This is a genomic window from Streptomyces nitrosporeus, assembly GCF_008704555.1.
Taxonomy (GTDB): domain Bacteria; phylum Actinomycetota; class Actinomycetes; order Streptomycetales; family Streptomycetaceae; genus Streptomyces; species Streptomyces nitrosporeus.
Genome location: NZ_CP023702.1, coordinates 7,251,577 through 7,275,776, shown reverse-complemented (window position 1 = coordinate 7,275,776; position 24,200 = coordinate 7,251,577). Strand labels below are relative to the sequence as shown.

The following is a 24,200-nucleotide window of genomic DNA, read 5'->3' as shown; positions in this document are numbered from 1 at the left end:
ATGGACGTAACGAACGGAGCAAGGGACGCGCTCGCCGTCACGCTCGCCGACGGGCGGGGCACGGTGGGTGTGGTCCTCGGTGTCATCGGGGTTCTCGTCGTACTGCTGCTGATCGCCGCCTTCTGGTGGGGCATGCGGCGCCGGGACCGGGAATCGCGCCCCCCGCGGCCCGAGGAGCAGCCGCCGAGGCCGGATCACCGCACGGAGATCCGGGAGCGCGACGTGCACGGGACGGACCGCTTCCCCGAGGACGGCAGGGCTCTCACCCCGTACGAGCTCAGCGACCACGGCAACGAGGTGATCCCGCCGGAGGACGAGCCCCGGCGTGAGTGACTGAACCGGCGGTCATCCCCCGCCCGGGACCGTGGTGCCACGGTCCCGGGCGGCCGCGTTGCGGGAGCGGCCGGGGCGCACCACGCTGGTCGTGGCCCCGCGGCACCGAAGAAGTCATGCCGCAGAACCGATAAGGCAGTGGGACCATGAGCGCAACCGAACCGGCACCGCTGACCGGCGTCTCCGCGCCGTGCTGGGTGCATCTGGTGACCCGGGAACTGGCTGCCGCGCAGCGCTTCTACGGTGCTGTCCTGGGCTGGACCTTCCGCCCGGGGGCCATGGGCGAGGACTTCCTCACCGCCCGTTCGGACGGTGTGCCGGTGGCGGGCATCGGCGCGATCGCCTCCGCCTATCACGTGGCCGTGACCTGGATGCCGTACTTCTCCGTACAGGACGCCGATGTCGCGGCGGACCGTATCCGCGAGCGCAGCGGCACCGTGGCGGTGGGTCCGCTGGCGATCGGCAAGGGGCGCGCCCTGTTCGCCGCCGACCGGGACGGGGCCTCCTTCGGCGTCTGGCAGTGGACGGGGCGGGCCGCCTCCCTGGCTCCGTCGGGCAACCGGTCGCACGCCTGGCTGAGGCTGCGCACCCGCAACGCCTTCGACGCGGCGATCTTCTACGGCGAGGTGCTCGGCTGGGAGAGCGGGGAGAGCGGCACCTGCGAGGTCGCGTACGTCAAGGAGGAGGTGCTGGTGCGCTGCGGCGGCCGGCCCCTGGCCCGTATCAGCTCGGGCGCCGTGGAGGCGGCCCCGGACCCGATGGTGCGCCCGCACTGGCAGGTGCAGTTCCCGGTGGCGGACGTGGCGGCGACGGTACGCGAGGCGGAGCGGCACGGGGGGACGCTGCTGGAGCTGCGCGAGGTGCCGCACGGCAGTGAGGCGACCCTGAGCGACCCGGACGGCGGGCACTTCACCGTGACGGACGTACGCAGTCCGGCCGGCTCCGACGACGGCTGAGCCGGTACGGCCGCGGCCGCCCGGGGCGGGGAGGCCGCGGCGGCCGGTGTCCGGCCCCTCCCCCGGCCGGTCCGGAGGGGTCAGCCGCGGCCCTGGCCGGGCCCGGTGCCCTCGTCGTCGTCCGTGGCGGGGTCCTGACCCGGCCGGCCGGCCGGCGTGCCGCCGTTCCCGGCCAGGGCCCACAGCGGGAAGACGAACCAGCAGACCAGGAACCACAGGGCCATGGCTCCCACCAGCCACAGGGCCACGACGTTGTGGAGGGCCACCCGCAGGATGAGCAGCAGGGTGCTGCACATCGTGCAGAAGAGCAGGGCGAGGCCCAGCTTGGTCAGCCCCGAGGCCCAGGTGACCGTCTGCGGCTTCATCCGCTTGCCGGTGAGCAGCCGGTGGTAGCTCACCGGTCCGATGAGCGCGGCCGCCGTGGCGGATCCCAGCATCACGGTCACGACGTAGATGTTGCGGTCCGTGGTGGACAGGTCGGCGAACCGGGGCTGGAAGACCACGGCGAGCAGGAAGCCGAACAGAATCTGCACCCCGGTCTGGGCGACCCGCAGTTCCTGCAGCAGGTCGCTCCACTTCCGGTCCGCGCGTTCCTCCTCCGTCTCCTCCCGGCCGCTGCGCCGCCCGGCCTCCGCCGCCGTGCCGCGGCCTTTGCCGTCCGCTGGTGTCCGCCCCATGGGTTCCTCCGCCCCGTCGTACGACTCCGTGGGGTGTTACTGGTGCCCCCGGGAGCCGTCTCGTGAACCCGGTCCCGCTGCGGGGACCCGGCCGGTTCAGAACTCCACGGTGTCCACGGTCCTGAGCTCGGCCCCCATGTTGCGCCGCATCATCTCCAGTGCCGCGTCGGCGAGATCCGGGTGGATGTGGGCCACGGCGTCCTCGGGAACGGTGACGCCGAGGTACCGGATGTGCGCGTCGAGCGCCGAGTAGAGGACGCACTGCTCGGTGACCTGGCCGCAGAGGACGACATGGTCCACCGACAGCTGGTCCAGCAGATAGGTCAGCGGTGTCTCGTAGAAGATCGAGTGCCGGGCCTTCACGACGAAGAGGGAGTCCTCGTCGGGCAGGAGCGGTTCGACGAGTTCGGGGTGGGACCCGGCCATCGCGCTGTCGACGATCTCGCCGTGGTGGGAACGCCACTCGCCGAAGTTGTCGTTGACGTAGATCACCGGGACCTTCTCGGCACGGGCCCGTCCGATCAGCCGGGCCGTGGCCGGCACGATGCGCGCGGCCGAGGGGACGAGCAGTCCGGCGTCCGGGTGGTCATAGCTGTTGATCATGTCGATGACGACGAGAGCGCGCTTTCCCATGCCCTCCATGGTGGCATCCACCTGCGGATTCACCACACGGACAGGGTCCCCGGCGGACCACGGCCCCTGCGATGGGGGCGTTTTCCGGACACGCCCTCGACTCGCCGCGCCGGGTTCACCTAGGATCACCGCCACGGCATCGCGCGTCGGTCACCGGTCGGGTGAGGCGTGGAGGTAGCCCGTGAGATGCCCGCTGGAGGCATTCCACCATGTCAGTCGAGTTGAACCACACCATCGTCCACTGCCGGGACAACCGCGAGTCCGCCGAGTTCCTGGCACACATCCTGGGTCTGAGTACCGGAGACGAATGGGGTCCGTTCATCCCGCTCGTCCTCGCGAACGGCGTCACGCTGGACTTCGCGACGATTCCCGCCGGGTCCATCACCGTGCAGCACTACGCGTTCCTCGTCTCGGAAGCCGAGTTCGACACCGCTTTCTCCCGGATCGAGGAGCGGGGGATCACCTACTGGGCGGATCCCCACCGGAAGCTGCCGGGCCGGATCAACCACAACGACGGCGGACGCGGGGTGTACTTCCCCGATCCGAGCGGTCACGGGATGGAACTGATCACGCGTCCTTACGGCGGCTGGCCTGAGGGCAGCCCTGTGGTCCCCGGCAGCTGAGGGCCGTCCCGCAGTTCCCGGTGGAACAGCGGGACGGGCCTCCCGTCCGGATCCGGTCCGGACGGGAGGCCCGGGGCCGGGGCTTCCCCGGGCTCCGGCCCCCGGGGGTACCGGTCTCAGGGGCTCCCGATCGTGAAGGCCAGTTCGGGCCTGTCCCACATGACCGCGGGCGGAGCGGCCCGTACCGTGCCCGTGCGCTCGGCGCCCATCTCGAGGTAGAAGCCCTCCGCGGGCGGGTGCGCGACGATCCGCACCCGGCGCAGGCCCGCGCGGCCCGCCTCCTCCCTCAGGTGGCCGGCCAGCAGGCGGCCGATGCCGAGGCCCTGGGCGGCGTCGGCGACGAACATCAGGTCGAGCTCCGCGAAATCGAGCAGCAGGGCGTAGAAGCCCAGGACCCGGTCATCGGCGTCCACTGCGGTGAAGACCCGGTGCGCCTCGATGTAGTCGGGGCCGACCCGGTACCCCGCGACCATCGGGGCGTAGGGGCCTTCGTAGGCGCGTGAAGTGGTGACCAGGCGGGTGAGCCGTCCGGCGTCCCCCGCGACGGCCCGCCGGACGCGGATTCCGCGGCCCGCCGCAGACCGCCGGGACGTAATGCTCGCTCTCATGCACCGAGTATTACGTATGTCCGGGGCCGGCGGACCGGTGGGTGCCGGCCCCGTTCAGGCGCGCCGGGTCCGGCGTTCGGCCAGGACCGCTTCCACGTCGAACGGCCGGAGCTTCAGGGGCGGGCCCTGAGGCGGTCTGCGCAGCGCCGCCCGGATCCTCTCGTTCACCTCGGTCAGGATGCTGCGTGCCTCGGCCTCCGACGCCGCTCCCACGGCGTCCTCCCGGGCGTCCTCGGCCTCCTTGCGCAGCACCAGCGACGGCGGGAGCACCGAGACGCCCTCCCGCTGCATCTTGGCCTTGATCCACCAGTCCTCGTCGTACGGCCGATCGAGGCCGGGGAGCGGCTTGCCGAACCCCGGGAGCCGGGAGAAGTCCCCTCGCTGCTCCGCCTCGTGGATCTGCCGGTCCACCCAGGAGTCGAAGCTGACACCGGCGGGTTTGCGTTCGGTCACCGTGCACCCCTTTCGGAGCTGGCGGCCCGGGTGGCCGCGCGGCGCCGTCCACGATACGGGGCGGCGGTTCCGCGCCGGGGTTCAGGCGGTGATCACCAGGTCCGCGCGCAGCCGGTCCACCACGGCCTGGGGCACCCTGAGCGCCTTGTGCAGATAGCCTTCGAGTCCGCCCCAGCGCTCGTCCATCGCGTCCAGGGCCGCGTCGAGGTACCGGGGGCGGACCTCGGTGATCGCGGCCGCGATGTCCGGGTCCCCGCCCCCTTCGAGGTAGCGGTGGACCTCCCGTCCGAAGGCCCGGCGGGCCGCCCGGTTCACGGCGAGGAACTCGGCCCGCACGACCTCGCGCGAGGCGCCCGCCGTCAGCAGCAGCAGGGCCGTCGCCCATCCCGTGCGGTCCTTGCCGGTCGCGCAGTGGAAGAGCAGGGGCCTGGCCCCGGGGTCGGCCGCCGTCTCCAGGAAGGCCCGGTAGGCCGCGGCCGCCCCCGGGGCCAGGACCATCTTGCGGTAGACCTGGGCGAACAGCCCTTCCGCCTTGCCGCCGCCGAGCGCGTCGAAAGCCGCCGCCGGGTCGCTGAGCAGCGCCCGGAGTCTGCCCTGGGTCACTCCGGGGTGGTCGCCGAGCACATCGGCGACGAAGAGCCGTGCGCCGGGCGGCAGTCTGTCCGGGGCCCACTGCCGTTCGTCGGCGGTGCGCAGGTCGACGACGGTACGGATGCCGAGCGCGGCCACCGCGATGTCGTGTTCCGCGTCGAAGTCGCTCAACTGCCCCGAGCGCAGCAGGATCCCCTGCCGCAGACGGCGGTCACGCCCCAGGGCGATGCCGCCCAGATCGCGCAGATTGACGACGGTGGAGGCCGGCACGGCCCGGGCGGTCTGCACGATGAACTGCCTCTTTCCCGACGGCCTGCACAGGTCAGGAACAACGTCGCACGGCCCGCCGGAATCGACAAAAGGAAGCCCGCCGCGGCCCGGTGGTCAGTCGGCGAGGATCCTGGTCTTCTGCGCCGCGAACTCGGCGTCGGTGAGTTCGCCCTTCTCGCGGAGTGCGGCGAGCCGTTCGAGGAGGGTGATGACGTCGTCCTCGCCGTCCACCGGGACGCGTTCGTGGGCGACGAGCCGCCCGCCCGCCGCCCGTACGGCGTGGGTCAGGGGCACGGACCAGAGGTCCTCCCAGAGGATCAGCGCGGCACAGCTCCCGGCCGGCAGGCCGGCCAGGGCGCCGGTGCGGGTGAGGTCGGGCGCCCTCACCCCGCTGTCGGCGGGCTTCTCGAAGGCGACCGCCCCTTCGGGGTCGAGCTCGCTCAGCCCGACGTGCTCCAGCGCGCCGTCCTGGGCCGTACGGGCGAACGTCAGGTCCAGGATCCGTACGGCCTCGGAGCTGACCGCGTCCGCCAGGACGGGTGCGATCGCGTCGGCGAACCGGCTGCCCGGAAAGGTGACGACGAGGTATTCCACGGGTCCCACGGGCACGGCGCGTCCCTTCGGTGGCGGTGCTGGATCGGCGGCAGCATAACGTCGGGCAGGGGATGACATACCAGGGAAATTGGCGGCGCGGACAAATATTTCCCTCCATCCCCCGTTCGGCTGATCGCGCTTGTCCGGGAACCGTTCCTTTTCCGTGTCCGGGGGGCGTGGTGTTTCACGGCGACACCTGTATCCGCCTTCTTCCCGGGGCGCCGGTGCTTCCGCTGCCGCGGCCGCCCTCCGTCCTCCGCCGGCCGGCGGTCCGGTGGAGGACGGTCGCGGCGCCGCCTCGGGCGACGGGCCCGGCCCAGTGCCCGTCGCCCGAGGTGTGGACGCGCGGCACCGGGCCGGACTCCCCTTCCGTCAGGAGCTCCTGCCCAGTGCGTCGGAGACCAGGGCGCGGGCCTCGTCCTGGACCTCCGACAGATGTCCGGGGCCCTGGAAGCTCTCCGCGTACACCTTGTACACGTCCTCGGTGCCGGAGGGGCGGGCCGCGAACCAGGCGCTGTCGGTGCAGACCTTGAGGCCGCCGATGGCCGCGCCGTTGCCGGGGGCCGCGGTGAGCACCGCGGTGACGGGCTCGCCGGCCAGGGTCCCGGCGGTGACCTGTTCGGGGGAGAGCGCGGCCAGCACCGCCTTCTCCTCGCGGGTGGCGGGTGCGTCCACGCGGGCGTAGGCGGGGTCGCCGAAGCGGTCGGTGAGTTCACGGTAGTGCTGGGAGGGCGTGGAGCCGGTGACGGCGGTGATCTCCGAGGCCAGCAGGGCGAGGAGGATGCCGTCCTTTTCGGTGGTCCACACCCGGCCGTCGCGGCGCAGGAAGGAGGCCCCGGCGGATTCCTCGCCGCCGAAGCCCAGGGTGCCGCCGAAGAGCCCGTCGACGAACCACTTGAACCCGACGGGGACTTCGACCAGGGGGCGGCCGAGGTCCGCGGCGACCCGGTCGATCATGGACGAGGAGACCAGGGTCTTGCCGATCCCGGCGCCGGCCGGCCAGTCGGCACGGTGGGAGCAGAGGTAGCGGATCGCGACGGCCAGGTAGTGGTTGGGGTTCATCAGCCCGCCGTCGGGGGTGACGATGCCGTGCCGGTCCGCGTCGGCGTCGTTGCCGGTGGCGAGCGTGTAGGCGTCGCGCTGCTCGATCAGCGAGGCCATGGCGTACGGCGAGGAGCAGTCCATCCGGATCTTCCCGTCCCAGTCCAGCGTCATGAAACGCCAGGTCGGGTCGGCGAGCGGGTTGACCACCGTCAGGTCGAGGCGGTGGCGTTCGGCGATCCGGCCCCAGTAGGCGACGGACGCGCCGCCGAGCGGGTCCGCTCCGATCCTGATTCCCGCGTCGCGCACGGCGTCCAGGTCGAGGACGGCGGGGAGGTCGTCGACGTAGGCGGTGAGGAAGTCGTACCGCCCGGTGGTGTCCGCGGCCAGGGCCCGGGCGAAGGGGATGCGGCGGACCTCCTTGAGGCCGCCCTCGATCAGGGCGTTGGCGCGGTCCTGGATCCAGGAGGTGGCGTCCGAGCCGGCCGGGCCGCCGTGCGGGGGGTTGTACTTGAAGCCGCCGTCGGCGGGCGGGTTGTGGGAGGGCGTGACCACGATGCCGTCGGCGAGGTGCTGTTCGCGGTCCCTGTTGTGGGTCAGGATCGCGTGCGAGACGGCCGGGGTGGGGGTGTATCCGTCGCCGGAGTCGATGAGGACGGTGGCCCCGTTGGCGGCGAGCACCTCCAGCGCGGTGACCCGGGCGGGCTCGGACAGCGCGTGGGTGTCGGCGCCGAGGAAGAGGGGCCCGTCGGTGCCCTGCCGGCTGCGGTAATCGCAGATGGCCTGGGTGGTGGCGGCGATGTGGTCCTCGTTGAAGGCCGCGGCGAGGGCGGAGCCGCGGTGCCCGGAGGTGCCGAAGGCGACCCGCTGGGCCGGGTCGGCCGGGTCGGGGCGGACGGAGTAGTAGGCCGTCACCAGACGCGCCACGTCCACCAGGTCTCCGGGCTGTGCCGGCTGTCCGGCCCGTTCGTGAACCATCGCTTCTCCTTGTGTCGTCGTCGGCCGGTCCGGCTCCGCGGACCGCCACGGGGCTGACGGTCATCACGAGTTGTACCCGATGGGGGCCCTCCGACCGCACAGGCAGCGGGACCGCCTCCCGCAGTACACACGTGACGCGGCCCGGAGTCCGGCGGTTTCCCCGGAGTCGGCCGGTTCCGGACCGGGCCTCGGGGGCCGGGGGCCGCGCGCCGTCCGGCAGCCGGGCGGGACAGGGCACCGGCCCCGTGCGACTCCCCGGTGCCCGCGGGCGTTTCGCCCGGCGTCGCCCGGCCGTCCCGGCACGGCCGCCGAGCCGCGGCGCGGGGTGCACGGCACCGCCGTCATGCTGCACCGCGGGGTACGCACGGCGTCACAGGTACGGGCGTGCCCGGCCGGGAGCCGTCCGATGGTCCCGCGTCACCCCCCTGCCCGCGCGCCCGCCCTCGCCGGAACGGTACGCGCGGGCGGTGACGCGGAGGCGGCGAGTACGCGGACGGAGAGGGAGGGGCCGGGGCTGAGGGAGATCCCGGTTACGACTTTTGATCTGATCCGTTACCGTCTGTCGATTCCCGCGTTGTCAGTGCATGCCGGTGCACGTTCTGCGCCCGGCTTTCGACCTTTCAAGGAGAACACTGATGTCGCGCATCTCGAAGGCAGCCGCTGTCGTGGCGGGTACGGGGGCCCTCATCGTCGGCGGCGCCGGTTTCGCGTCCGCCGACGCCGGGGCCGAGGCCCTTGCCGCCCACTCCCCCGGCGTCCTGTCGGGCAACGCCGTCCAGGTGCCGGTGCACGTGCCGATCAACGTCTGCGGCAACACCGTCGACGTCATCGCCCTGCTGAACCCGGCTTTCGGTAACGCCTGCGCGAACGTGTCGGGCAGCGACTCCCACCACGAGGGCGATTACGGCTACGGCTACTGAGTCCGTACCGGATGGTCCCGGGCCCCTCTTCCCGTTGCGGCGGGAAGGGGGGCCCGGCCCGTTCCCGGCCGGCCACGGTCCTGGCTCCGGTCCTCAGACGTACCGGTAGAGGCCGCTGTGGTCGAGGAGTTGGGAGGGTTTCACGTCCCAGGGGGGCATGGGGTCGTCAAGGGCGAAGACACGGCCTCGCTGCGGGTCCCCGGCGGCGGGCGGACGGGCCGGCAGGTATCCGGAGCCGGGATGCGCCCGCTGCCAGCGGTCCCAGAGCAGGTCCACGTACGCGTGGTGCAGCCAGAAGACCGGGTCGTCGGGCGAAGCGGCGCCCGCCATGGAGCCGCCCACCCAGCGGTGGACCCGGTTGTGGTTGGTCACGCCCCGGACACCCCGGATGCCCCAGCCCTCGATCCGGTTGCGGAAGCCGGTGGGGGTGACGCTGTTCCAGGGGTCGGTGTCGTAGACGGGGTCGGCCAGGGCGCGGTCGACGTCGGCCGCGGAGGGCAGGGTCACGGGGGCGGAGGGGCGGCCGAAGTCGCGCCGCAGGAAGGGGTCGTCGGTGATCGCGGCCCTGATGCTCCAGTTCCCCTCGCGGTACGCGAACGCCCCGGTCATGACCTGCCGGTCCCCCCGTCTGCCGTTCCCGCCGAGGAAGTCCTCCGCCCACAGGGAAGCGGCCGGGGTGTTGTCCCGGGTCCAGTCCCAGTACGGGACCGACACCCCGGAGTCGACCTCCTGGAGGGCCTTCTCGAACTCCAGCAGGTATCTGCGGTGCCAGGGGAAGAAGGACGGGGTCATATGGGCGGCCCGGGGCCGCCTGTCGGCGTCGGTGACGTAGAACTCCCGGTGCATGGTGACGAATTCGTCGTACCGTCCGGTGCGCTTGAGTTCCAGGATGGCTGTGACCAGGCGCTTCTTCTCCGTGCGTGTGAGGTCGCGTTGGTTCTTGCGGCTGTACACCCGTGCTCGTCCTTCGGCTCAGATGAGGGGCTCAGATGGTGTGCGGGGAGGTGGCGGACAGCCGGGCTTCACCGAGTTCGTCGACCGCGGCACGGGCCGCTTCGAGCGGCGTCGGGAACGACTCGTAGTGGTTGACCGCGCTGAGGTAGCTCCCGTCGGCGCGCCGCATCAGGTGCAGCGGCCGTCCGTCGATCGTCACGTCGGCGGCGTCCATGGCGAGGGCTGCCGCCGCCGTGTCCGGCCGCGCCGGGCCGCCGGCCGGGACCACGGCCGTGAGGGTGCCTTTGATCTCGCGGCCCCGGTAGCGCTCCGAGAACCGTTCGGGTGCCTGCTGGCGCCGGTCCCCGCCGGGCGGGGTTCCGGTCCCCTTGAACAGGACGGGAGCCAGCGCGCCCGCCGTTCCGGCGACGGCGGCCGCGGTGAAGACGGTGCGCAGTGCGGCACGGCGGCCCGGCCGGCGTGCGGAGGGGGGCGTACCGGCGGGGCCGGCGGTGGTCGTGGGGGTGGTCGGGTCCATGAGTGGTGTCCCTGTCTCTCGTCCGCTCTCGTGTGGGTGATCGCTCTCGCGCAAGTGATCGCTCTCGTGTGGGCAACGAGAGGGCGGGCGAACGGTTCTCTTCCCGGTGTACGTCACACGGCCGTGGGAATCCGCGGACCGGCACGGCCGTGCCGGCGGTCCGTCCGGGACCAGCATGGCGGTCCGTACGTCCGGAGGCTGTGCATGAACACGCCGTCGCGGGTGACCGGGGACGAGGTCCGGGGTGCCGGATCCGCCGGCCGGGGGGACGGCACCGGGCCCGCGGGCCGCGACGGTCCGGACGGGCACGCCGATCTGGCCGGCCCCTCGTTCCGGCGGCTGCCGCGGGCAAAGCGGCTCGCCGCGTTCGCGCGTCTCCGGCAGCTGGTCGCACCGGTCCGGTCCATGCCCCGCACGGGATCGCAGCCGCCTTTCCACGCCCTGGTGAGGCACGGGACGTGAAGGCGGCGAGCCGTCTGCCGCAGGTCTTCGGGAGCGCTCCGGGGGTCACCACCCCGGAGCCTGCGTGCTGGGCCGGGGTCGTGTCCGGCAGTTCCACGGTGCGCATGGACGGCGGCGAGCACGCCGGTCTGCGCAGGACCGTCTCGCGTGCGTTCGCCCCGCGCCTGCTCGCGGCGGCCGGGGAGGGTATCGCCGCCACCGCCCGCCGGCTGGTGGACGAGACGCACGCGGAGCGCCCTGCGGATTTCATGCGTTCAGCCGCCACCCGTTTGCCGTTCGAGCTCGGCGGGACCCGGCTGCGGGCCGGGCGCAGGCGTCTGCCCGGCGGCCTGTGGGACAGCATCGAGGGGCGCCCCGGGTTCCCCGGTGCGTGGGCGGCCTGGCGCAAGGCCGCCGGGACCGGATGTCCGTGCCGGGCACCCCGATGCCGGAGCGGAGCGAGGGGCGCCTTCCGGACGGGTAAGTGCGGACGCTGCTTCGGGCGGGCTCGGACTGGGAGTTGGACGGGGAGTCGGATGAGCACTTCCGTGTGCCGGCCGAACGTCTGGTCCTGCCGGGGCTCCCGGACACGGTGATCGCCCTGGGGTGGGGGATGAACGGCATCACCTACGCCCACCGGTGCGGTCCTGGTCCGGTGGGCGTGGAGGGCGTACCGGTGGCGCATCGCCACCGCGAGGCGCGCGGTGCCCGGCCGGGCGTTCCGCTTCGACTTCGCGGCGGAGCGCGGGGAGCCGGTCCCGTATCCGTAGTGGGGGCTGGTCCGCAGTGGTGACGAACCCGAGGGCGTCCGCCGCCTGGTGGAGCTGGTGGAGCGGCATCCTCCGCTCCACCAGCCGGTCACGGACCGCTGCCCGCAGGGTGTGCGGGGTGTCCCGGCAACCCCGAATCCTCCCGGGTCTGCCGGGAGATGCCCTCGTCCGGCCCGGGGAGGGGTGGGACGGCCGAGGTGCACCGGGGCGGCGACGGGTGTCTTCCCGGTTGGAAGCGGCGGGCTCTTGACCGGGTGCCGCCGGTGCTGCTTGGATCACCCGCATGAAGTGCTGCCCGGGTCTCACGCGACGACGCCATGTCGATCTCGCGCGTACCGCCGGCGCGCTCTGTCTCCGCGGCCGCTGACGGCCCGCGGGCGGTGAGGGCGTCTCCTTCCCTCTCCCCCGGCTCCGCACGGGCCCGCGTCCGGCGGTTCGCCGGCGCCCGGCCCTGAAGCACCGGCTGATGCTCCGTCACCTGTGATCCCGTCCCGGCGGGGTTCTGGTGCCGGCGGGTGCCGTCCGCGGACGGCTCGCTCCCGCTCGTCCGTCCGGTTCCTTCGCGCTGCCCGCGTCCGTCCGGCGTTCTCCGTGCTGTCCGCGTCCGTCGGTGTTCTCCGCGCTGTGTGCCTCCGCTGCCGTCACCGGGCGGGAGCGGAGGCATCCGGTCCGTACGTCCGCACCGCGCCGTTCCCCTCCCCTTTCCCTCCTCCTCCCGTTCTCCCTTCTTCCTCCCTTCTTCATCCTTCTCCGAAAGGACCCGTCCCGCCGTGTCCCACTCCCCCGGCTCCCGCAGGACCGCCCGCCGCCAGGCGGCCGGTGCCCTGCTGGCAGCGTTCCTCCTCGGCTTCGCCACTCCTGCCTCGGCCGTCTCCCCGGCCCCGGCCGGTTCCGCCGCCTCCTTCGGTCCGACGCCGCCCCACAACCCCTACGCGGGGCCCGACGGCACCGCCACCATGCACGGGGACACCGGGTCCTCGGACACCACACCACTGGCCGGGCCCGGCGCGGGGACCCTGAAGTCCTCACGCACCGCGCTCGCTTCGGCGTGCCCCACCGTGCTGGCCGGCTTCGACGGTTATCCGGTGGCCCTGTGCACACCGATCTTCGGCCAGGTGCCGACGGTCCATCTGCTGGATCCGGGAGACGGCTCCTCCCTGGCCTCGCTGCAACTGACCAAGGGGTCGCTGCTGGGCGGTGTGTACGCCTACATCGATCACCTGGACCGGCTGGTCGTCGCGGACGGGAGCCGCAGCCTGCTGCGCGTCGGCCATCACCGGGACGCCGCGGGAGACTGGCGGCTGACCGTCGACCGGCGCCTGTCGCTGGCCTCCGTCATACCCGAGGGCGACGCGGTGACCGGGCTGGCGCCGGACTGGTCGGGCCGGGTGTGGTTCGCCACCGGCGGCGGGATCGTCGGCACGGCGGACGACGCCACTGGCACCGTCCGGGCCCTGTCCCTGCCCGCGGGTGAGCGGGTCGCCAACAGCATCTCCACGGCCCCCGAGGGCACCGCGGTCACCACCACCCATGCCACCTATCTGCTGACCGCGGACGGCACCGGTGCCCCGAGGACCGTCTGGCGCAAGGAATACGACCGGGGCTCCGCCCGCAAGCCGGGCCTGCTGAGCTGGGGCAGCGGATCGACCCCCACGTTCTTCGGGCCGGGCACCGGGACGGAGTACGTGACGATCGTCGACAACGCCGACACGGCCGCGAACCTGAAGGTCTACCGCACGGGGGACGGTTCGGACGTCTGCTCCGTGCCGGTGCTCCGGGCGGCGGACGGTCCCGCCAGTGAGAACTCTCCGGTGGGCGCCGGGCGCAGCGTCTTCGTGGCGGGTACGTACGGCTATCCGTACCCCGCTGTGCCCGAGGGGGCGGGTCCGGCCGTGCCCGCGTCCGCCGGCTTCACGGGCGGCCTGTCCCGGGTGGACGTACGGCCGGGCGGTACGGGCTGCGACCTCGTATGGGACAACACGGTGCGGTCGGCCGCCGTACCGAAGCTGTCGACGGCCGACGGGCTGCTCCACACCGTGGTGCGTGACCCGCTGATCCCTGGGACCGAGGGCACGAGTCTGCTCGACCCGTACCGCTATGCGCAGATCGACCCGGACAGCGGACAGGTCGTCCGCTCGGTGAGGACCGGGGTGGGTTCGCTCTACGACAGCCTGCAGATGGCGGGCACGATCACCCGGGACGGCGCCTACCTCCAGGGCACGGTGACCGGGGTCCTGCGCATCACCGCACAGTGACGGATGGCGGGCCGGCGGGTGGGGAGGGGCGGACGGGACACCGGGATTCCGTCTCCGGAACCCCTCGGTCCCGCTGGGAGGGCGCGCGTAGACTGCGCGGATGACCGAGGGTGAGCCGCGCCGCCATCTCCACGGTCATCCGTGCCCGGTCCTTTGCGCGGGAGGGCCGCACGATGCGGGGGCCGCCCCGCGGTACTGCTTCCCGCTTCCCGCGGACGGCGCCGAGCCCGTGCCGGGGCCTCGCGGCCCGTCAACCGGCCCACCGCTCAAGGCCGTCCGGGCGGAACACCACGGGCGGCGCGGACGGCGGCCACCGGGTCCGGTCCGTGCCGGAACGGCATCGGGGCATACCGGGTGCACGCGTACGAGCCCACTCCAGGCACACTCACTGTGTCGCATCATCGTTTTGAAGGAAGACCTGCGCATGATCACGCTCAAGAAGGAAGACGGCCCGGCGGACCTCGACGGAGTGACCCATCTGTCGATCGGTGTGTCCTGGGACCCCACCTCCGGCAGTTCCGGCGGGGTGATGGGAGTGCTCCGCCGCAAGACCGGCACCGATCTCGACCTGATCGCCATCGCCATGCAGGGTGCCGACCCGGTGCGCCTGGCGGGCCTCGACTCGCTCGACCCGCTGGGCAACGGTTCTCTGCTGCACAGCGGCGACAACCAGACCGGCCGGGGAGACGGTGACGACGAGACCGTGACGGTCGACTTCGCGAAGGTCCCCGAGAACATCACGTCGTTCGTATTCGTCGCCGCCGCCTACAAGAAGGGCAGCTCTTTCCAGAAGGCGCGCAACATCAGCTTCAAGGTGTACGACGCCACCGGGGGCAGCTCGCAGCAGGTCGCCGACATCTGGCCGAGCCTGCTGTCCGCCGACAACGCGTGCGCCGTGGCGAAGGCGTTCCGGGTGGGGAGCGCCTGGAAGCTGGAGGTCATCAACGTGACGGGCAAGATCAAGCAGGGCAACGAGCAGGCGCTGATGCGTTTCGCCGTCAGCAAGTGATCATGGCGGGCCGTCACGGCGGCCTGCGTACCGGGGCCCGGTAGCGAACGGTCCAGGGTCCGGCTGCCCCGGCTCGGGTTCTGACGGTCCTCGCAACACCCGCGATCTGCGGGGGTTGCGAGGACCGTGGGCGTTGAGCCGTGTCCGCGGTTCGCGGGAGGTCCCGGCCGGGTGTGTTCCCGTCCTCCCCTGTCGCAGAAGGCCCTGGGGACTGCCGCGGAACGGCCCTGAGGATCGCTCGGCATCTCATGCGCGAGAGCAGCCCGTGCGGCCGGCCGGAAGGAATCCGGGCAGTGGTGAGCAGCCCCGGCGCGTCGGCCCGCGGGGAGAAACCACCACCGGGCCCGGTCCGCGAGATGCTCCGGGGGCCTGGCACGGCGCTCAGCCCGGGGCGCCCGGTCGAGGCGGTCCGGACGGGTCCGCCTCGACCGGACCGGAGCCCGGCAGTCCGACGGTACCGCCAAAAGGTCCGTCACACGCCGCGGTTGTGTCACCCCCTCGCCTTCTCGCCCTTTGCTTTCGGGTGACCGGTGACCGGTGTCCGAAGGGCGCGCTCTCCTTGCCGAGTTGGCGGATCCGCTCCAGGGACAGGGTGCGCGCGGGCGGCCCGTGAGGTGCTGTTGTGCGCCCCGGCTCGACGGTGTGCGCCGGCGCACCCCTCATGGCAACTGTAAGTGCTCACGTGGGTGCATAGAGTCACAACAAGGGGGGATGCTGGTACCGACACCAGCACTCGACGCGACGCACGCACCCCCTGCGGGCCATGCCGTGCGCGCCCCCGCCCCGGCCGGCAGCGGAGCCGTGCGGCATGACGAGCGGGTGCGGCTCCGCCTCCCGGACGGCATTCGGCACAGCGCATTCAGATCGCCCATATATGCAGACGGGCCTTCCGGTCCGGCTGGGAAGGAGTCCCCATGGCCGCCATCTCGCAGATCATCGCGCACATCGTGACCGCGGACGTGGAGCACGCCTCGACCGGATCGTGGATCTATCTGGGCCTGGGAGGACGGGAGTTCAGTCTGGACACACATGATGTGGACTTCTCCCGGGGCGCGGACGCCTGCTTCCTCCTCGGCGAGGAGAGCAATGTGAAGTATTCCGACTACAACGATCCCCGTACGCCACCGTTGAGTACGGAGGACCTGGCCCACTCCCCCGTCTATCTGCGGGTGGAGACGGCGGGGGACGGACCGGCGTGGTGCCTGGAGTGGGTCTCGGTGACGGTGAATCCGGACACTTCCTACCGTCGTCGCTTCATCCACCCGAGCCTGGCCGGCTCCGCCCGGGAACACAGGATCTGGCTGGACACCGGTTACGGCAAGGCCGTGTACCTGCGTCCCGTGGACGACGCGGAACCGCGTCACTGACGGCCGCCCGCCCCCGGGCACCTCGAACGGCAGACCGATCGCCGCAAGGTGCCCGTCCTTTCACCCCTGGAGGTCCCCCTGTGTCCCGCCGCCATTCCCGCACCTCTCTCAGCCACGCTCTCCGTCGCATGGTCCATGTGACGGAGGATCTGGTCGACGACGCCCTCGACCGCGCCGGGGATTTCGAGCGCGGTATGCGCCATTCCCTGAGCGACGCCCTCGACGACGACAGGCGTCGCCGTGACAGGGACCACGACGACCACGACCACCGCGATCATGACGACCGGCACCGCGACCGGGGCCGGGACCGCGACCGGGATCGCGACCGCGACTGCGGCCGGGACAGGGACCGGGACGACGGCTGCGATCGCGACCGTCACCGGGACCGGGACGGCAACTGGGACGGCGACCGTGACGGTCCCGACCGCCGTCCCCGGGCGACCACCGTCCGCCGCGCCGGTCCCCCCTCACGTGAGGAGGAGGGACTGTCCGCTCTCACGGAGCGGATCTCCCTGCTGGCGGACCGCCTGGAACAGCACCGGGACGACGGCAGAGGCATGCGGACACCCGGGGTCGTTCCCCCGCCGCGTGACGCCCAGGACGTCGACGCGCTCCGGGCGGATCTGGCGGCGCTGTCGGCCCGCCTCGACCGGCTCTCCGACGTTGCCCGCTAGCCGCGCGGGCGCGCGGCGGGCCCGTGGCGGTGGCCCCACCGCCGCCGTGGGTGACACGACTTCGAGGGGACGGCGATGACCGAGCACCGTGCGCGTCTGCTGGCCAGGGTCCTGGCACAGCTCGCCGGGACCGAGGCTGCCCACACCCTGCTGCCCCGGGGCCGTTTCGCGCCGTCGGCCGAGAACGCGGGCGCACGCCGGGCGCGGCACGCCCGTGAGGCGCTGGAGAGCCTGGGGCCGTTCTACATCAAGGCCGGACAGATGCTCGCCACACGCCCGGACTTCGTCCCCCCGGAGATGATCGCCGAGTTCGAGAAGCTCCACGACAGCGTCTCCCCCGCTCCGTTCGCCGCGTTCGAGCCGGTGCTGAGGGAGGAGCTCGGGCCGTTGTGGCACCAGCGGTTCTCGGACATCGACACCGACCACCCGCTGGGCACCGCGTCGCTGGCCCAGGTGTACCGGGCCGAACTGCCGGGCGGCCGCCACGTCGCCGTGAAGATCCAGCGGCCCGGTGTGCGCGAGTCGGTGCACGCGGACATGAAACTCATCCGGACCCTGGCGCGCTTCGCGGCACGGCGCGCGACCCGGTTCAACGACGTCATCGACGTCGAGGCCATGCTGGGCGTCGTCTTCGACGCCATGCGCCCCGAGCTCGACTTCCGCAAGGAGGCCCGCAACATGACGGAGGCCGCCGAGGCGGCCACCGGGTTCGACCACATCGCCGTGCCCGACGTCGTCCACGCGACCGGCCGGGTGCTCGTCCAGGGGCTGGCGCCGGGTACGTCCGTCCGCGACGCCGACCGGGACGCCTTCACGGTGGAGGAACGCAGGGCGATCGGCCAGGACCTGCTCGCCTTCATGTACCGGGGCTACTTCGTCGACCGGATCTTCCACGGAGATCCGCACCCGGGCAACGTGTTCGTCCACCCCGGGCAGCCCGCCACCCTCATCGACTGGGGCATGGTCGGGCGTATCGACCGCCCCATGAGCACCAGCATCCTGCTGCTCCTCCTGAACCTGGCGATGAACGACGGCGCGGGCACCGCCCGTGCGTGGATCGACATGGGCAGCACCACGTCGTGGACACGCGCGGCCGCCTTCGCCGGCGACATGGCCGCTCTCGTACCGCAGATCGCCACGGCGTCGCTGGAGGAGCTCAACTTCGGTGTCACCCTGACCGCCGTGCTCCAGCACTCGACCCGCCGGGGGATCCGCACCAGCCCCATGGTCGCCATCCTCGGCAAGTCGTTCGCCAACATCGAGGGGTCGATCCGCCATCTGTGCCCCGAGCTCTCCCTGATCGACATCTTCTCCGAGGAACTGATCGGGATCGTCACCGACCTGGTCAGGGAGGCCCTCTCCCCCCAGCAGGCCGTACGCACAGCGCTGGAACTGATCACCGCGGGCGCCGCCGCCCCCCAGCAGCTGCGCGGCGTCACCCGGGACCTGTCCAACCGCGACCTCGGCATGCGGATGACCCTCAACGGCCCGAAGAACCAGTCCCGGCCGGGACTCCGTATCGGGGCACCGGAGATCGGGCTGTCCATGGCGGCCGCCCTGTTCTGGCAGCACCACGCGAAAAGCCGGTGACACCTCTACGCCCGCACCCCCACCCCATGGAGCCCGCCCATGAGCCCGCAGGCCCTGACGACCGGAGCACTCGACCTCGCCGGCATCCGGGAGCGCGTCGACGCCGCTCTCGCCGACTTCCTTCGCCGCCCCTCCTCCCGTGTCCCGCCGCAGAACCGCCGGGGCCACCGGCACGACCTCGACCGGGCACTCACCGACTACGTCCTCGCCCCGGGAAAGCGCATCAGGCCCCTGCTCTGCGTCATCGGCTGGCAGGCGGCGGGCGGTGACGGGGGCGAAGGCGAGGGCGAGGGCGAGGAGACGGTCATGCGGCTCGCGGCGTCACTGGAGCTGTTCCACGCCTTCGCGCTCATCCACGACGACATCCTGGACGACAGCGACACCCGCCGCGGACTGCCCAGCGCCCACCGGGCTTTCGCCGCCCGCCACCGCGGCCGGCCCGACGCGGACGCGTTCGGCCGGAACCTCGCCGTCCTCCTGGGCGATCTCGCGCTCGTACGGTGCGACGGGATACTGCACACGGCCGGCTTCACCGAGCGGCAGCGTCACGCGGTCCTCCCCCTGATCGACACGATGCGCAACGAGGTCGTGCTCGGGCAGTACCTGGACCTGCACACCGCCGGGTCCCCCACGGACGACATCGACCGCGCCCTCACCGTGATCCGCCTCAAGACGGCCCGGTACACCGTCGAGCGCCCCTTGCAGCTCGGTGCCGCTCTCGCCGGGGGCGACGCGCAGACGCTCCACGCCTGCTCCGCCTACGCCCTTCCGCTGGGTGAGGCCTTCCAGCTCCGGGACGACCTCCTCGGCACCTTCGGCGATCCCTCGGTCACCGGCAAGCCGGTCACCGAGGACCTGCGGTCGGGCAAGGCCACCGTCCTGATGGCGTTGGCCGTCCGGCTTGCGGCTCCGCGGCAGGCGGAACTGCTGGACCGGCTGGTCGGCAACCCCCGGATGGACGAGGAGGGGGCCATGGCGGTGCGCCGCGTCCTGGAGGCCACCGGGGCGCGTGCGACCGTCGAGAAGATGATCAGTGACCGGTACGGCATGGCCGTCGCCGCACTCGACCGCTCCCCCTTCTCCCCCCACGCGACCGAGGCCCTGCGCCGGATCGCCGCCGGCGCGGTCGTCCGGACGGCGTGAACCCCCCTCGCGCCGCTCGTGCGCACGGGGTGGTCCCGCGCTCTTCCTGGAGGTAGCCCTGAGCACCACCGACGCCCTGGCCCTGCCGTTCTACTGCCCCATCGAACCGGCCATCCACCCGGCGGCCGACGAGGCCGCGCACCGTGCCGTCGGCTGGATCGACGCGATGGGCTTCGCCCGGACCGGGGACGAGCACGCCCGCGCCCTGGGCACCAACAGCGCCGATTTCTACGCGCGCTTCGCTCCTCACGCCGACCTCGACCGCCTCTGGCTCGCCGCGTGCTGGGTCTACTGGGGGTTCGCCTTCGACGACGCGCGCTGCGACGAGGGGCCCCTCGCCGCGGACCCCGCCGGTTTCGCCCGGATGGCCGCGCACACCCAGCGCGCCCTGGAGATCCCCGGCCCCCTGCACACCGGCGACCGCTACGCCGCCGCCGTGCACGATCTCGGGGAGCGCTTCCGCGCCTGCGCCACGCCCGTCCAGAACCGGCGCTTCCACCACGCCCACCGGGCCTGGCTCTCGGGGGTGCAGTGGCAGGTGGGCAACCGGGCCACCGGCCGGATGCCCGTGCTCGACGAGTACCTCACCATGCGGCTGCACTCCGCCGGCGGGGAGCCCACGTACGCCATGCTGGAGATCGTCAACGGCGAAGAGGTGCCTGCCCGGGAGATGGACTCGCCCGCCGTCCAGGCACTCACCGAAATGGCCATCTGTGTCGACGCCCTCGACAACGACCGGCACTCCTTCGCCCGTGAGTCGGGACGCCACCAGACCGACCAGAACATCCTCACCGTGCTGATGGCCCAGGACGGCAGCACGCCCGAACAGGCCCTGTACGACGCCGTCGCCCTGCGCGACAGCGTCCTGTGCCGCTTCCTCGAACTCGCCGAGCGGGTACGGGCGCACGCGAGCCGTCCGCTCGCGCGGTACCTCGACGATCTCGCCCACGGCATCCGCGGCAACATCGAATGGGCCCTGAGCGTGCCGCGGTACCTCGGCGCCGGGTCCGGCGGTCTCCGTACCGCTCCCGCCCCTCCGGTCTGGGCCGGCTCCCCGCTGGCCGGGACGCTGGATCCCCGGCGGCTGCCCACGGTTTCGTGGTGGTGGCAGGACCTCGCCTGAGAGGCCCGGGCGGGAGGGGGACCGGGGCCGTGGCGGCCCGGGGATCACTCCGCCCCGGGTGCGTCCCCGGGCCGGGCGCCCGTCCGGGCGAGGCGGTCGAGCCAGACCCGCAGGAGCGCGGTCTCCTCGGAGGCCAGCGCCGTGGGCGGGCCGATCCGCAGCTGCGCGTCGAGCCGGTGCGCGGCCTCGGTCACGGGGTCATCCGTCCTGGCGGGGGCCGGCGCGGTCACCACGGCCGCGAGCACGGCGTCCCGGAGGGTGTCGGACACGGTGTCCCGGCCGTAGACCCCGGGCTGGGCGATGCGGTTCAGCGCGAGGCCGGTGTTGGCGGAGAGGATCAGGGCCGCCGCGTCCTCGACGTCGCCGCGCAGCGCCCCGGCGGCGGCGCACCGGGTCAGGGCGGCGGTCAGGAGCCGGCTGACGCCTTCGCGGGCAGCCGTGTCCGCCCAGGGGCGGGGGGAGAACATCAGCCGGTAGACCGCGGGGTTCTCGGCCGCGAACGCCAGGTGGTCGTCCCACCCGGCACGCAGGTCCGCCACCGGGTCGTCGGTCCGCTCCAGTGCGGCCTTCCGCTTCGCATACCGGTGCAGCCCCACTTCGGCCAGGGCGTCGAGGAGGCCGCGTTTGTCCCCGAAGAGGCGGTAGAGCACGGGCTGGGTCACACCCACCGCCTCGCACACGGCGCGTGTGGCGACGTCGTGGTCCGGGGAGGCGGTGAGCTGTTCCTCCGCCGCGGCGAGCAGTGCCTCACGAAGCCCCTCGTTCGTCTGTGCCATGGACACAGCGTAACGCATGGAATATCAACGAAACTATCCGTGCTATGTTGGTCGTATCAAAGAAATGCTTATCTCATATCGACGAAAAGGGCAGGTCATGACGGGAAGCACGGACAGCGCCGGACGCGTCGCGATCGTCACCGGTGGCTCACGCGGTATCGGGAGAGCCGTCTCCGAGCGGCTGGCACGCGACGGGGCGGCCGTCGTGGTGAACTACGCGGGCGGCACCGCCGCCGCCCGGGAGACGGTGGCGGCGATCACCGCGGCAGGCGGGCGGGCGCTCCCCGTCCAGGCGGACGTGGCGGACGAAGACGCGGTGGCGGCCATGTTCGACCGCGCGGAGGGGGAGTTCGGCGGCGTCGACGTCGTCGTGCACTCCGCGGGGCGGATGGCCCTGTCCACCATCGCGGACCTGGACCTGGGGGAGCTGGACGCCCTCCACCGTACGAACATCCGCGGTTCTTTCGTCGTGGCCCGGCAGGCCGCCCGGCGCCTGCGGCGCGGGGGCGCGTTCGTCGGGATGTCGACATCCGTGGTCGGTACGCAGTTCCCGGCGTACGGCGCCTATGCGGCGAGCAAGGGGGCGGTGGAGGCCATGCTGCTGGTTCTCGCCCGCGAGCTGCGGGGCCGGGACGTCACCGTCAACGCCGTCGCCCCCGGCCCGACGGCCACGGATCTCTTCCTTGACGGGAAGACCCCGGAACAGATCGAGGAACTGAGCAGGATCCCGCCGCTGGAGCGGCTGGGTACGCCCGAGGACATCGCGAACGTCGTGTCCTTCCTCGCCGGACCGCAGGGGCACTGGGTCAACGGACAGACGCTCCGGGCCAACGGCGGCCTGGTCTGAAAGGCCGCCCCGTCCGGCTTCGTACGGAGCACCGGGGCGGCCCCGCGCACGGTCCGGCCGCCAGCCCCTCCGGCCTCGCGTCTCCCTTCTCGACAGGGCCTGGAGAAGCGCACATTTCCGCCTTTTGCGCATATCTCACTGGTTGCCATGATGGAAGGAGTGGCGTTCTCGGGCGTCATTGCCATGTGACACCTCGCGCAGGACCGACCGAGGAGGAACATTGAGCGATTTCGACGGTGCGAACCACTCGGACAGCAGAGCATCTCAAGCCGTACCACCGGCTGTTCGCGACAGAGTCGGTGAGGGGGCGGGGCTGGTCGGCGACAAGGCGAACGACGTGGCCGGAACCGCCAGGGAACAGGCGGCCGATGTCGCGGGCGAGGCTTCGGCCAGGGCCCGGGACGTCGCGGGCGAACTGCGGGGCCAGCTTCAGGAACAGGCCCGGACGCAGACGCAGCGCCTGGCCGACAACGTCCGGCGGCTGGCCGGCGAGCTCCAGGACATGAGCGAGCGCGACGGGAACGACTCGTCGGCCGCACGGGCAGTGCGCCAGATCGCGGACGGCGGGCACCGCGCGGCGTCCCGCATCGAACACCGCGGCCCCGACGGCCTCGTCAGCGACCTCCAGGACTTCGCCCGCCGGCGCCCCGGCGCCTTCCTGGCGGGTGCCGCGCTCCTGGGCTTCGCCACCGCCCGCATCGGAAAGGGCGTCAAGTCCGCGGACGGCGGCACCGGCGGGCCGGGGCCACGTCCTCGCGGCTCCGCCGAGAAGAGCGGTAGCGGCTCCGCCCCGCTCCCCCAGGACGCCACCCCCTCCTACGGGGGCGCGATCTCGGCCCCGATGCCCGCGGCCGATCCGTATCCGGACCCGCAGAGGCCGTCAGGGGGTTGAGCCGTGGCCATCTCATACGCGAAGAACGAGACCGCCCGGCCGGCCGCCCCGGCCGCCGGCTCCACCCAGGCGCCCTCATCGGATCCGTCCCTCGGTGAGCTGGTCGGCGAGATCAGCGACGACCTCACACGCCTGGTGCGCACCGAGATCGAACTGGCGAAAGCCGAGGTGAAACAGGAAGCGGCCCAGGCGGGGAAGGCGGGCGGCATGCTCGCCGGCTCCGGCTACGCCGTACACCTGGTACTCCTGCTGGGCAGCCTGGCCGGCATCTTCGGCCTCGCGCACGTGGTCGACATCGCGTGGGCCGCGCTCATCGTGACCGCGCTCTGGGCCGTCGTGGGCGCGGTGCTGTTCGTGACCGGCCGCAGCCGCCTCAAGGCGGTGCGCGTCAAGCCCGAGCGGACCGCGCAGACACTGAAGGAGGACGCGAAATGGGCTCGCAACCCGACGAGTTGAAGGCCGAGGTGGAGGACACCCGCGCGCATCTGGCCCGTGATGTGGACCGGCTCGCCGACAGGGTCGCTCCCGGGAAGGTCGCACGCCGCAAGGCCGGTGCCGCCCGGCACCGGCTGACGGGAGCACGTGAACGGGTGATGGGCGCGGCGGGCAGTGCCCGGGACGCCACCGCGGAGAACGCGCAGAGTCTCTCGGAGAGCGCTTCAGGGGCAGCGGAACAGGCACGCGAGACAGCCCGGCACGCGGCCGGCCAGGTCGGCGGGACCGTACGCTCGGCCCCGGGCCAGGTGACCGAGCAGACACAGGGCAGCCCGCTCGCCGCGGGTGTCATCGCCTTCGGTGCCGGCATGCTCGCCGCCGCACTGCTGCCCACGACGGCGGCCGAGGAAAGGGCCGGCGCGCAGCTCCGCGACCACTCCGACGAACTGCTCGGCCCTGTCAGGCAGGCCGCCCAGGAGGCGGGCCAGGAGGTGAAGGAAGAGATGCGCGGTCCGGCCACGGAGGCCGTCGATTCGCTGCGGAGTACGGCCGAGGAAGCGGTGCAGACGACCAGGCAGCAGGCTCAGGAATCCGGCCAGGACGCTGCCACCGGTCTGCGCGAAGTGGGCCGGGACGCCGCCCGGGAAGCGCGGGAAGAAGGCGGGCGGCCCTCCCGCTGACGCCTTCCGGCGATCCGCGGGAGCCGGGCGAGCCCGTCCCGGCCCAGGGC

At 72.6% G+C, this 24,200-nt stretch carries 26 protein-coding genes and 1 pseudogene; 17 read left to right on the top strand and 10 right to left on the bottom strand.

The window, feature by feature from the left end:
- Together CP967_RS32420 and CP967_RS32415 are read left to right on the top strand one after the other, a co-directional pair.
- A complete protein-coding gene (locus CP967_RS32420; protein WP_150491382.1) occupies positions 1 to 333 on the top strand; it encodes a DUF6479 family protein in 333 nt (110 codons plus the stop codon).
- 146 nt (positions 334 to 479) lie between these two features.
- Positions 480 to 1,289 (top strand): VOC family protein, encoded by an 810-nt coding sequence (locus CP967_RS32415; RefSeq protein WP_150491381.1) that lies wholly within the window; start codon positions 480 to 482, stop codon positions 1,287 to 1,289.
- Positions 1,290 to 1,369: 80 nt separating this feature from the next.
- Here CP967_RS32415 and CP967_RS32410 read toward each other — a convergent pair whose 3' ends face one another.
- Both CP967_RS32410 and CP967_RS32405 read right to left on the bottom strand, forming a co-directional pair.
- Positions 1,370 to 1,966: a DUF6328 family protein gene (locus tag CP967_RS32410; protein WP_150491380.1), complete on the bottom strand. Its 597-nt coding sequence runs from the start codon at positions 1,964 to 1,966 to the stop codon at positions 1,370 to 1,372.
- Positions 1,967 to 2,062: 96 nt separating this feature from the next.
- Complete coding sequence (locus CP967_RS32405) at positions 2,063 to 2,599, bottom strand: cysteine hydrolase family protein (protein ID WP_190175128.1); 537 nt, start codon at positions 2,597 to 2,599, stop codon at positions 2,063 to 2,065.
- A gap of 209 nt (positions 2,600 to 2,808) precedes the next feature.
- Here CP967_RS32405 and CP967_RS32400 point away from each other — a divergent pair, with 209 nt between their 5' ends.
- Complete coding sequence (locus CP967_RS32400; RefSeq protein ID WP_150491379.1) at positions 2,809 to 3,222, top strand: VOC family protein; 414 nt, start codon at positions 2,809 to 2,811, stop codon at positions 3,220 to 3,222.
- Positions 3,223 to 3,338: 116 nt separating this feature from the next.
- Here the strand turns inward: CP967_RS32400 and CP967_RS32395 are convergent, their stop codons facing one another.
- The 5 genes from CP967_RS32395 to pgm all read right to left on the bottom strand — a co-directional run bounded on the left by CP967_RS32395 (position 3,339) and on the right by pgm (position 7,757).
- Positions 3,339 to 3,830: a GNAT family N-acetyltransferase gene (locus CP967_RS32395; RefSeq protein ID WP_150491378.1), complete on the bottom strand. Its 492-nt coding sequence runs from the start codon at positions 3,828 to 3,830 to the stop codon at positions 3,339 to 3,341.
- A gap of 54 nt (positions 3,831 to 3,884) precedes the next feature.
- Positions 3,885 to 4,283, bottom strand: a complete 399-nt coding sequence (locus CP967_RS32390; protein ID WP_150491377.1) for a DnaJ family domain-containing protein — start codon at positions 4,281 to 4,283, stop codon at positions 3,885 to 3,887.
- 81 nt (positions 4,284 to 4,364) lie between these two features.
- Positions 4,365 to 5,162 (bottom strand): tyrosine-protein phosphatase, encoded by a 798-nt coding sequence (locus tag CP967_RS32385; protein ID WP_150491376.1) that lies wholly within the window; start codon positions 5,160 to 5,162, stop codon positions 4,365 to 4,367.
- Between the two features lie 96 nt (positions 5,163 to 5,258).
- Positions 5,259 to 5,753 (bottom strand): SHOCT domain-containing protein, encoded by a 495-nt coding sequence (locus CP967_RS32380; RefSeq protein WP_190175127.1) that lies wholly within the window; start codon positions 5,751 to 5,753, stop codon positions 5,259 to 5,261.
- Between the two features lie 357 nt (positions 5,754 to 6,110).
- On the bottom strand, positions 6,111 to 7,757 hold the full coding sequence (gene pgm / locus CP967_RS32375) for a phosphoglucomutase (alpha-D-glucose-1,6-bisphosphate-dependent) (protein ID WP_150491375.1): 1,647 nt from the start codon (positions 7,755 to 7,757) through the stop codon (positions 6,111 to 6,113).
- A 635-nt stretch (positions 7,758 to 8,392) separates the two neighbouring features.
- Here pgm and CP967_RS32370 point away from each other — a divergent pair.
- The gene (locus CP967_RS32370; RefSeq protein WP_150491374.1) at positions 8,393 to 8,677 is read left to right on the top strand and encodes a chaplin; all 285 of its coding nucleotides are present in this window, start codon (positions 8,393 to 8,395) and stop codon (positions 8,675 to 8,677) included.
- A 93-nt stretch (positions 8,678 to 8,770) separates the two neighbouring features.
- Here CP967_RS32370 and CP967_RS32365 read toward each other — a convergent pair whose 3' ends face one another.
- Both CP967_RS32365 and CP967_RS32360 read right to left on the bottom strand, forming a co-directional pair.
- On the bottom strand, positions 8,771 to 9,631 hold the full coding sequence (locus tag CP967_RS32365; RefSeq protein ID WP_150491373.1) for a tyrosinase family protein: 861 nt from the start codon (positions 9,629 to 9,631) through the stop codon (positions 8,771 to 8,773).
- A gap of 31 nt (positions 9,632 to 9,662) precedes the next feature.
- On the bottom strand, positions 9,663 to 10,148 hold the full coding sequence (locus CP967_RS32360) for a tyrosinase family oxidase copper chaperone (protein WP_150491372.1): 486 nt from the start codon (positions 10,146 to 10,148) through the stop codon (positions 9,663 to 9,665).
- Positions 10,149 to 10,352: 204 nt separating this feature from the next.
- On the opposite strand from CP967_RS32360, the pseudogene CP967_RS34965 reads away from it, so the two are divergent.
- The 9 genes and pseudogenes from CP967_RS34965 to CP967_RS32320 form a co-directional block, all read left to right on the top strand.
- Positions 10,353 to 10,894: pseudogene (locus CP967_RS34965) on the top strand (cytochrome P450); the annotation flags it as partial.
- Between the two features lie 748 nt (positions 10,895 to 11,642).
- Positions 11,643 to 11,726, top strand: a complete 84-nt coding sequence (locus tag CP967_RS35520; RefSeq protein WP_351748367.1) for a putative leader peptide — start codon at positions 11,643 to 11,645, stop codon at positions 11,724 to 11,726.
- Between the two features lie 403 nt (positions 11,727 to 12,129).
- On the top strand, positions 12,130 to 13,614 hold the full coding sequence (locus CP967_RS32350; protein ID WP_150491370.1) for a hypothetical protein: 1,485 nt from the start codon (positions 12,130 to 12,132) through the stop codon (positions 13,612 to 13,614).
- Positions 13,615 to 14,038: 424 nt separating this feature from the next.
- Positions 14,039 to 14,623, top strand: a complete 585-nt coding sequence (locus CP967_RS32345) for a TerD family protein (protein ID WP_150491369.1) — start codon at positions 14,039 to 14,041, stop codon at positions 14,621 to 14,623.
- Positions 14,624 to 15,537: 914 nt separating this feature from the next.
- The gene (locus tag CP967_RS32340) at positions 15,538 to 15,990 is read left to right on the top strand and encodes a hypothetical protein (protein WP_150491368.1); all 453 of its coding nucleotides are present in this window, start codon (positions 15,538 to 15,540) and stop codon (positions 15,988 to 15,990) included.
- A gap of 128 nt (positions 15,991 to 16,118) precedes the next feature.
- The gene (locus CP967_RS32335) at positions 16,119 to 16,664 is read left to right on the top strand and encodes a hypothetical protein (RefSeq protein ID WP_150491367.1); all 546 of its coding nucleotides are present in this window, start codon (positions 16,119 to 16,121) and stop codon (positions 16,662 to 16,664) included.
- Positions 16,665 to 16,739: 75 nt separating this feature from the next.
- On the top strand, positions 16,740 to 18,254 hold the full coding sequence (locus CP967_RS32330) for an ABC1 kinase family protein (protein WP_229888441.1): 1,515 nt from the start codon (positions 16,740 to 16,742) through the stop codon (positions 18,252 to 18,254).
- A gap of 39 nt (positions 18,255 to 18,293) precedes the next feature.
- The gene (locus tag CP967_RS32325; protein WP_150491366.1) at positions 18,294 to 19,397 is read left to right on the top strand and encodes a polyprenyl synthetase family protein; all 1,104 of its coding nucleotides are present in this window, start codon (positions 18,294 to 18,296) and stop codon (positions 19,395 to 19,397) included.
- Positions 19,288 to 20,520, top strand: a complete 1,233-nt coding sequence (locus CP967_RS32320; RefSeq protein WP_167535482.1) for a terpene synthase family protein — start codon at positions 19,288 to 19,290, stop codon at positions 20,518 to 20,520. The genes CP967_RS32325 and CP967_RS32320 overlap by 110 nt, the downstream gene beginning before the upstream one ends.
- A 44-nt stretch (positions 20,521 to 20,564) precedes the next feature.
- Here CP967_RS32320 and CP967_RS32315 read toward each other — a convergent pair whose 3' ends face one another.
- A complete protein-coding gene (locus CP967_RS32315) occupies positions 20,565 to 21,296 on the bottom strand; it encodes a TetR/AcrR family transcriptional regulator (protein WP_150491364.1) in 732 nt (243 codons plus the stop codon).
- Between the two features lie 97 nt (positions 21,297 to 21,393).
- On the opposite strand from CP967_RS32315, the gene CP967_RS32310 reads away from it, so the two are divergent.
- From CP967_RS32310 to CP967_RS32295, 4 genes are all read left to right on the top strand, one after another.
- Complete coding sequence (locus tag CP967_RS32310; protein ID WP_150491363.1) at positions 21,394 to 22,143, top strand: SDR family oxidoreductase; 750 nt, start codon at positions 21,394 to 21,396, stop codon at positions 22,141 to 22,143.
- 220 nt (positions 22,144 to 22,363) lie between these two features.
- Positions 22,364 to 23,035: a hypothetical protein gene (locus tag CP967_RS32305; RefSeq protein ID WP_150491362.1), complete on the top strand. Its 672-nt coding sequence runs from the start codon at positions 22,364 to 22,366 to the stop codon at positions 23,033 to 23,035.
- A 3-nt stretch (positions 23,036 to 23,038) separates the two neighbouring features.
- Positions 23,039 to 23,491 carry a phage holin family protein gene (locus CP967_RS32300; protein WP_150491361.1) on the top strand — a complete coding sequence of 151 codons (453 nt, stop codon included), beginning with the start codon at positions 23,039 to 23,041 and terminating at the stop codon, positions 23,489 to 23,491.
- A complete protein-coding gene (locus CP967_RS32295) occupies positions 23,467 to 24,150 on the top strand; it encodes a DUF3618 domain-containing protein (RefSeq protein ID WP_150491360.1) in 684 nt (227 codons plus the stop codon). The genes CP967_RS32300 and CP967_RS32295 overlap by 25 nt, the downstream gene beginning before the upstream one ends.
- Positions 24,151 to 24,200: the final 50 nt, after the last annotated feature.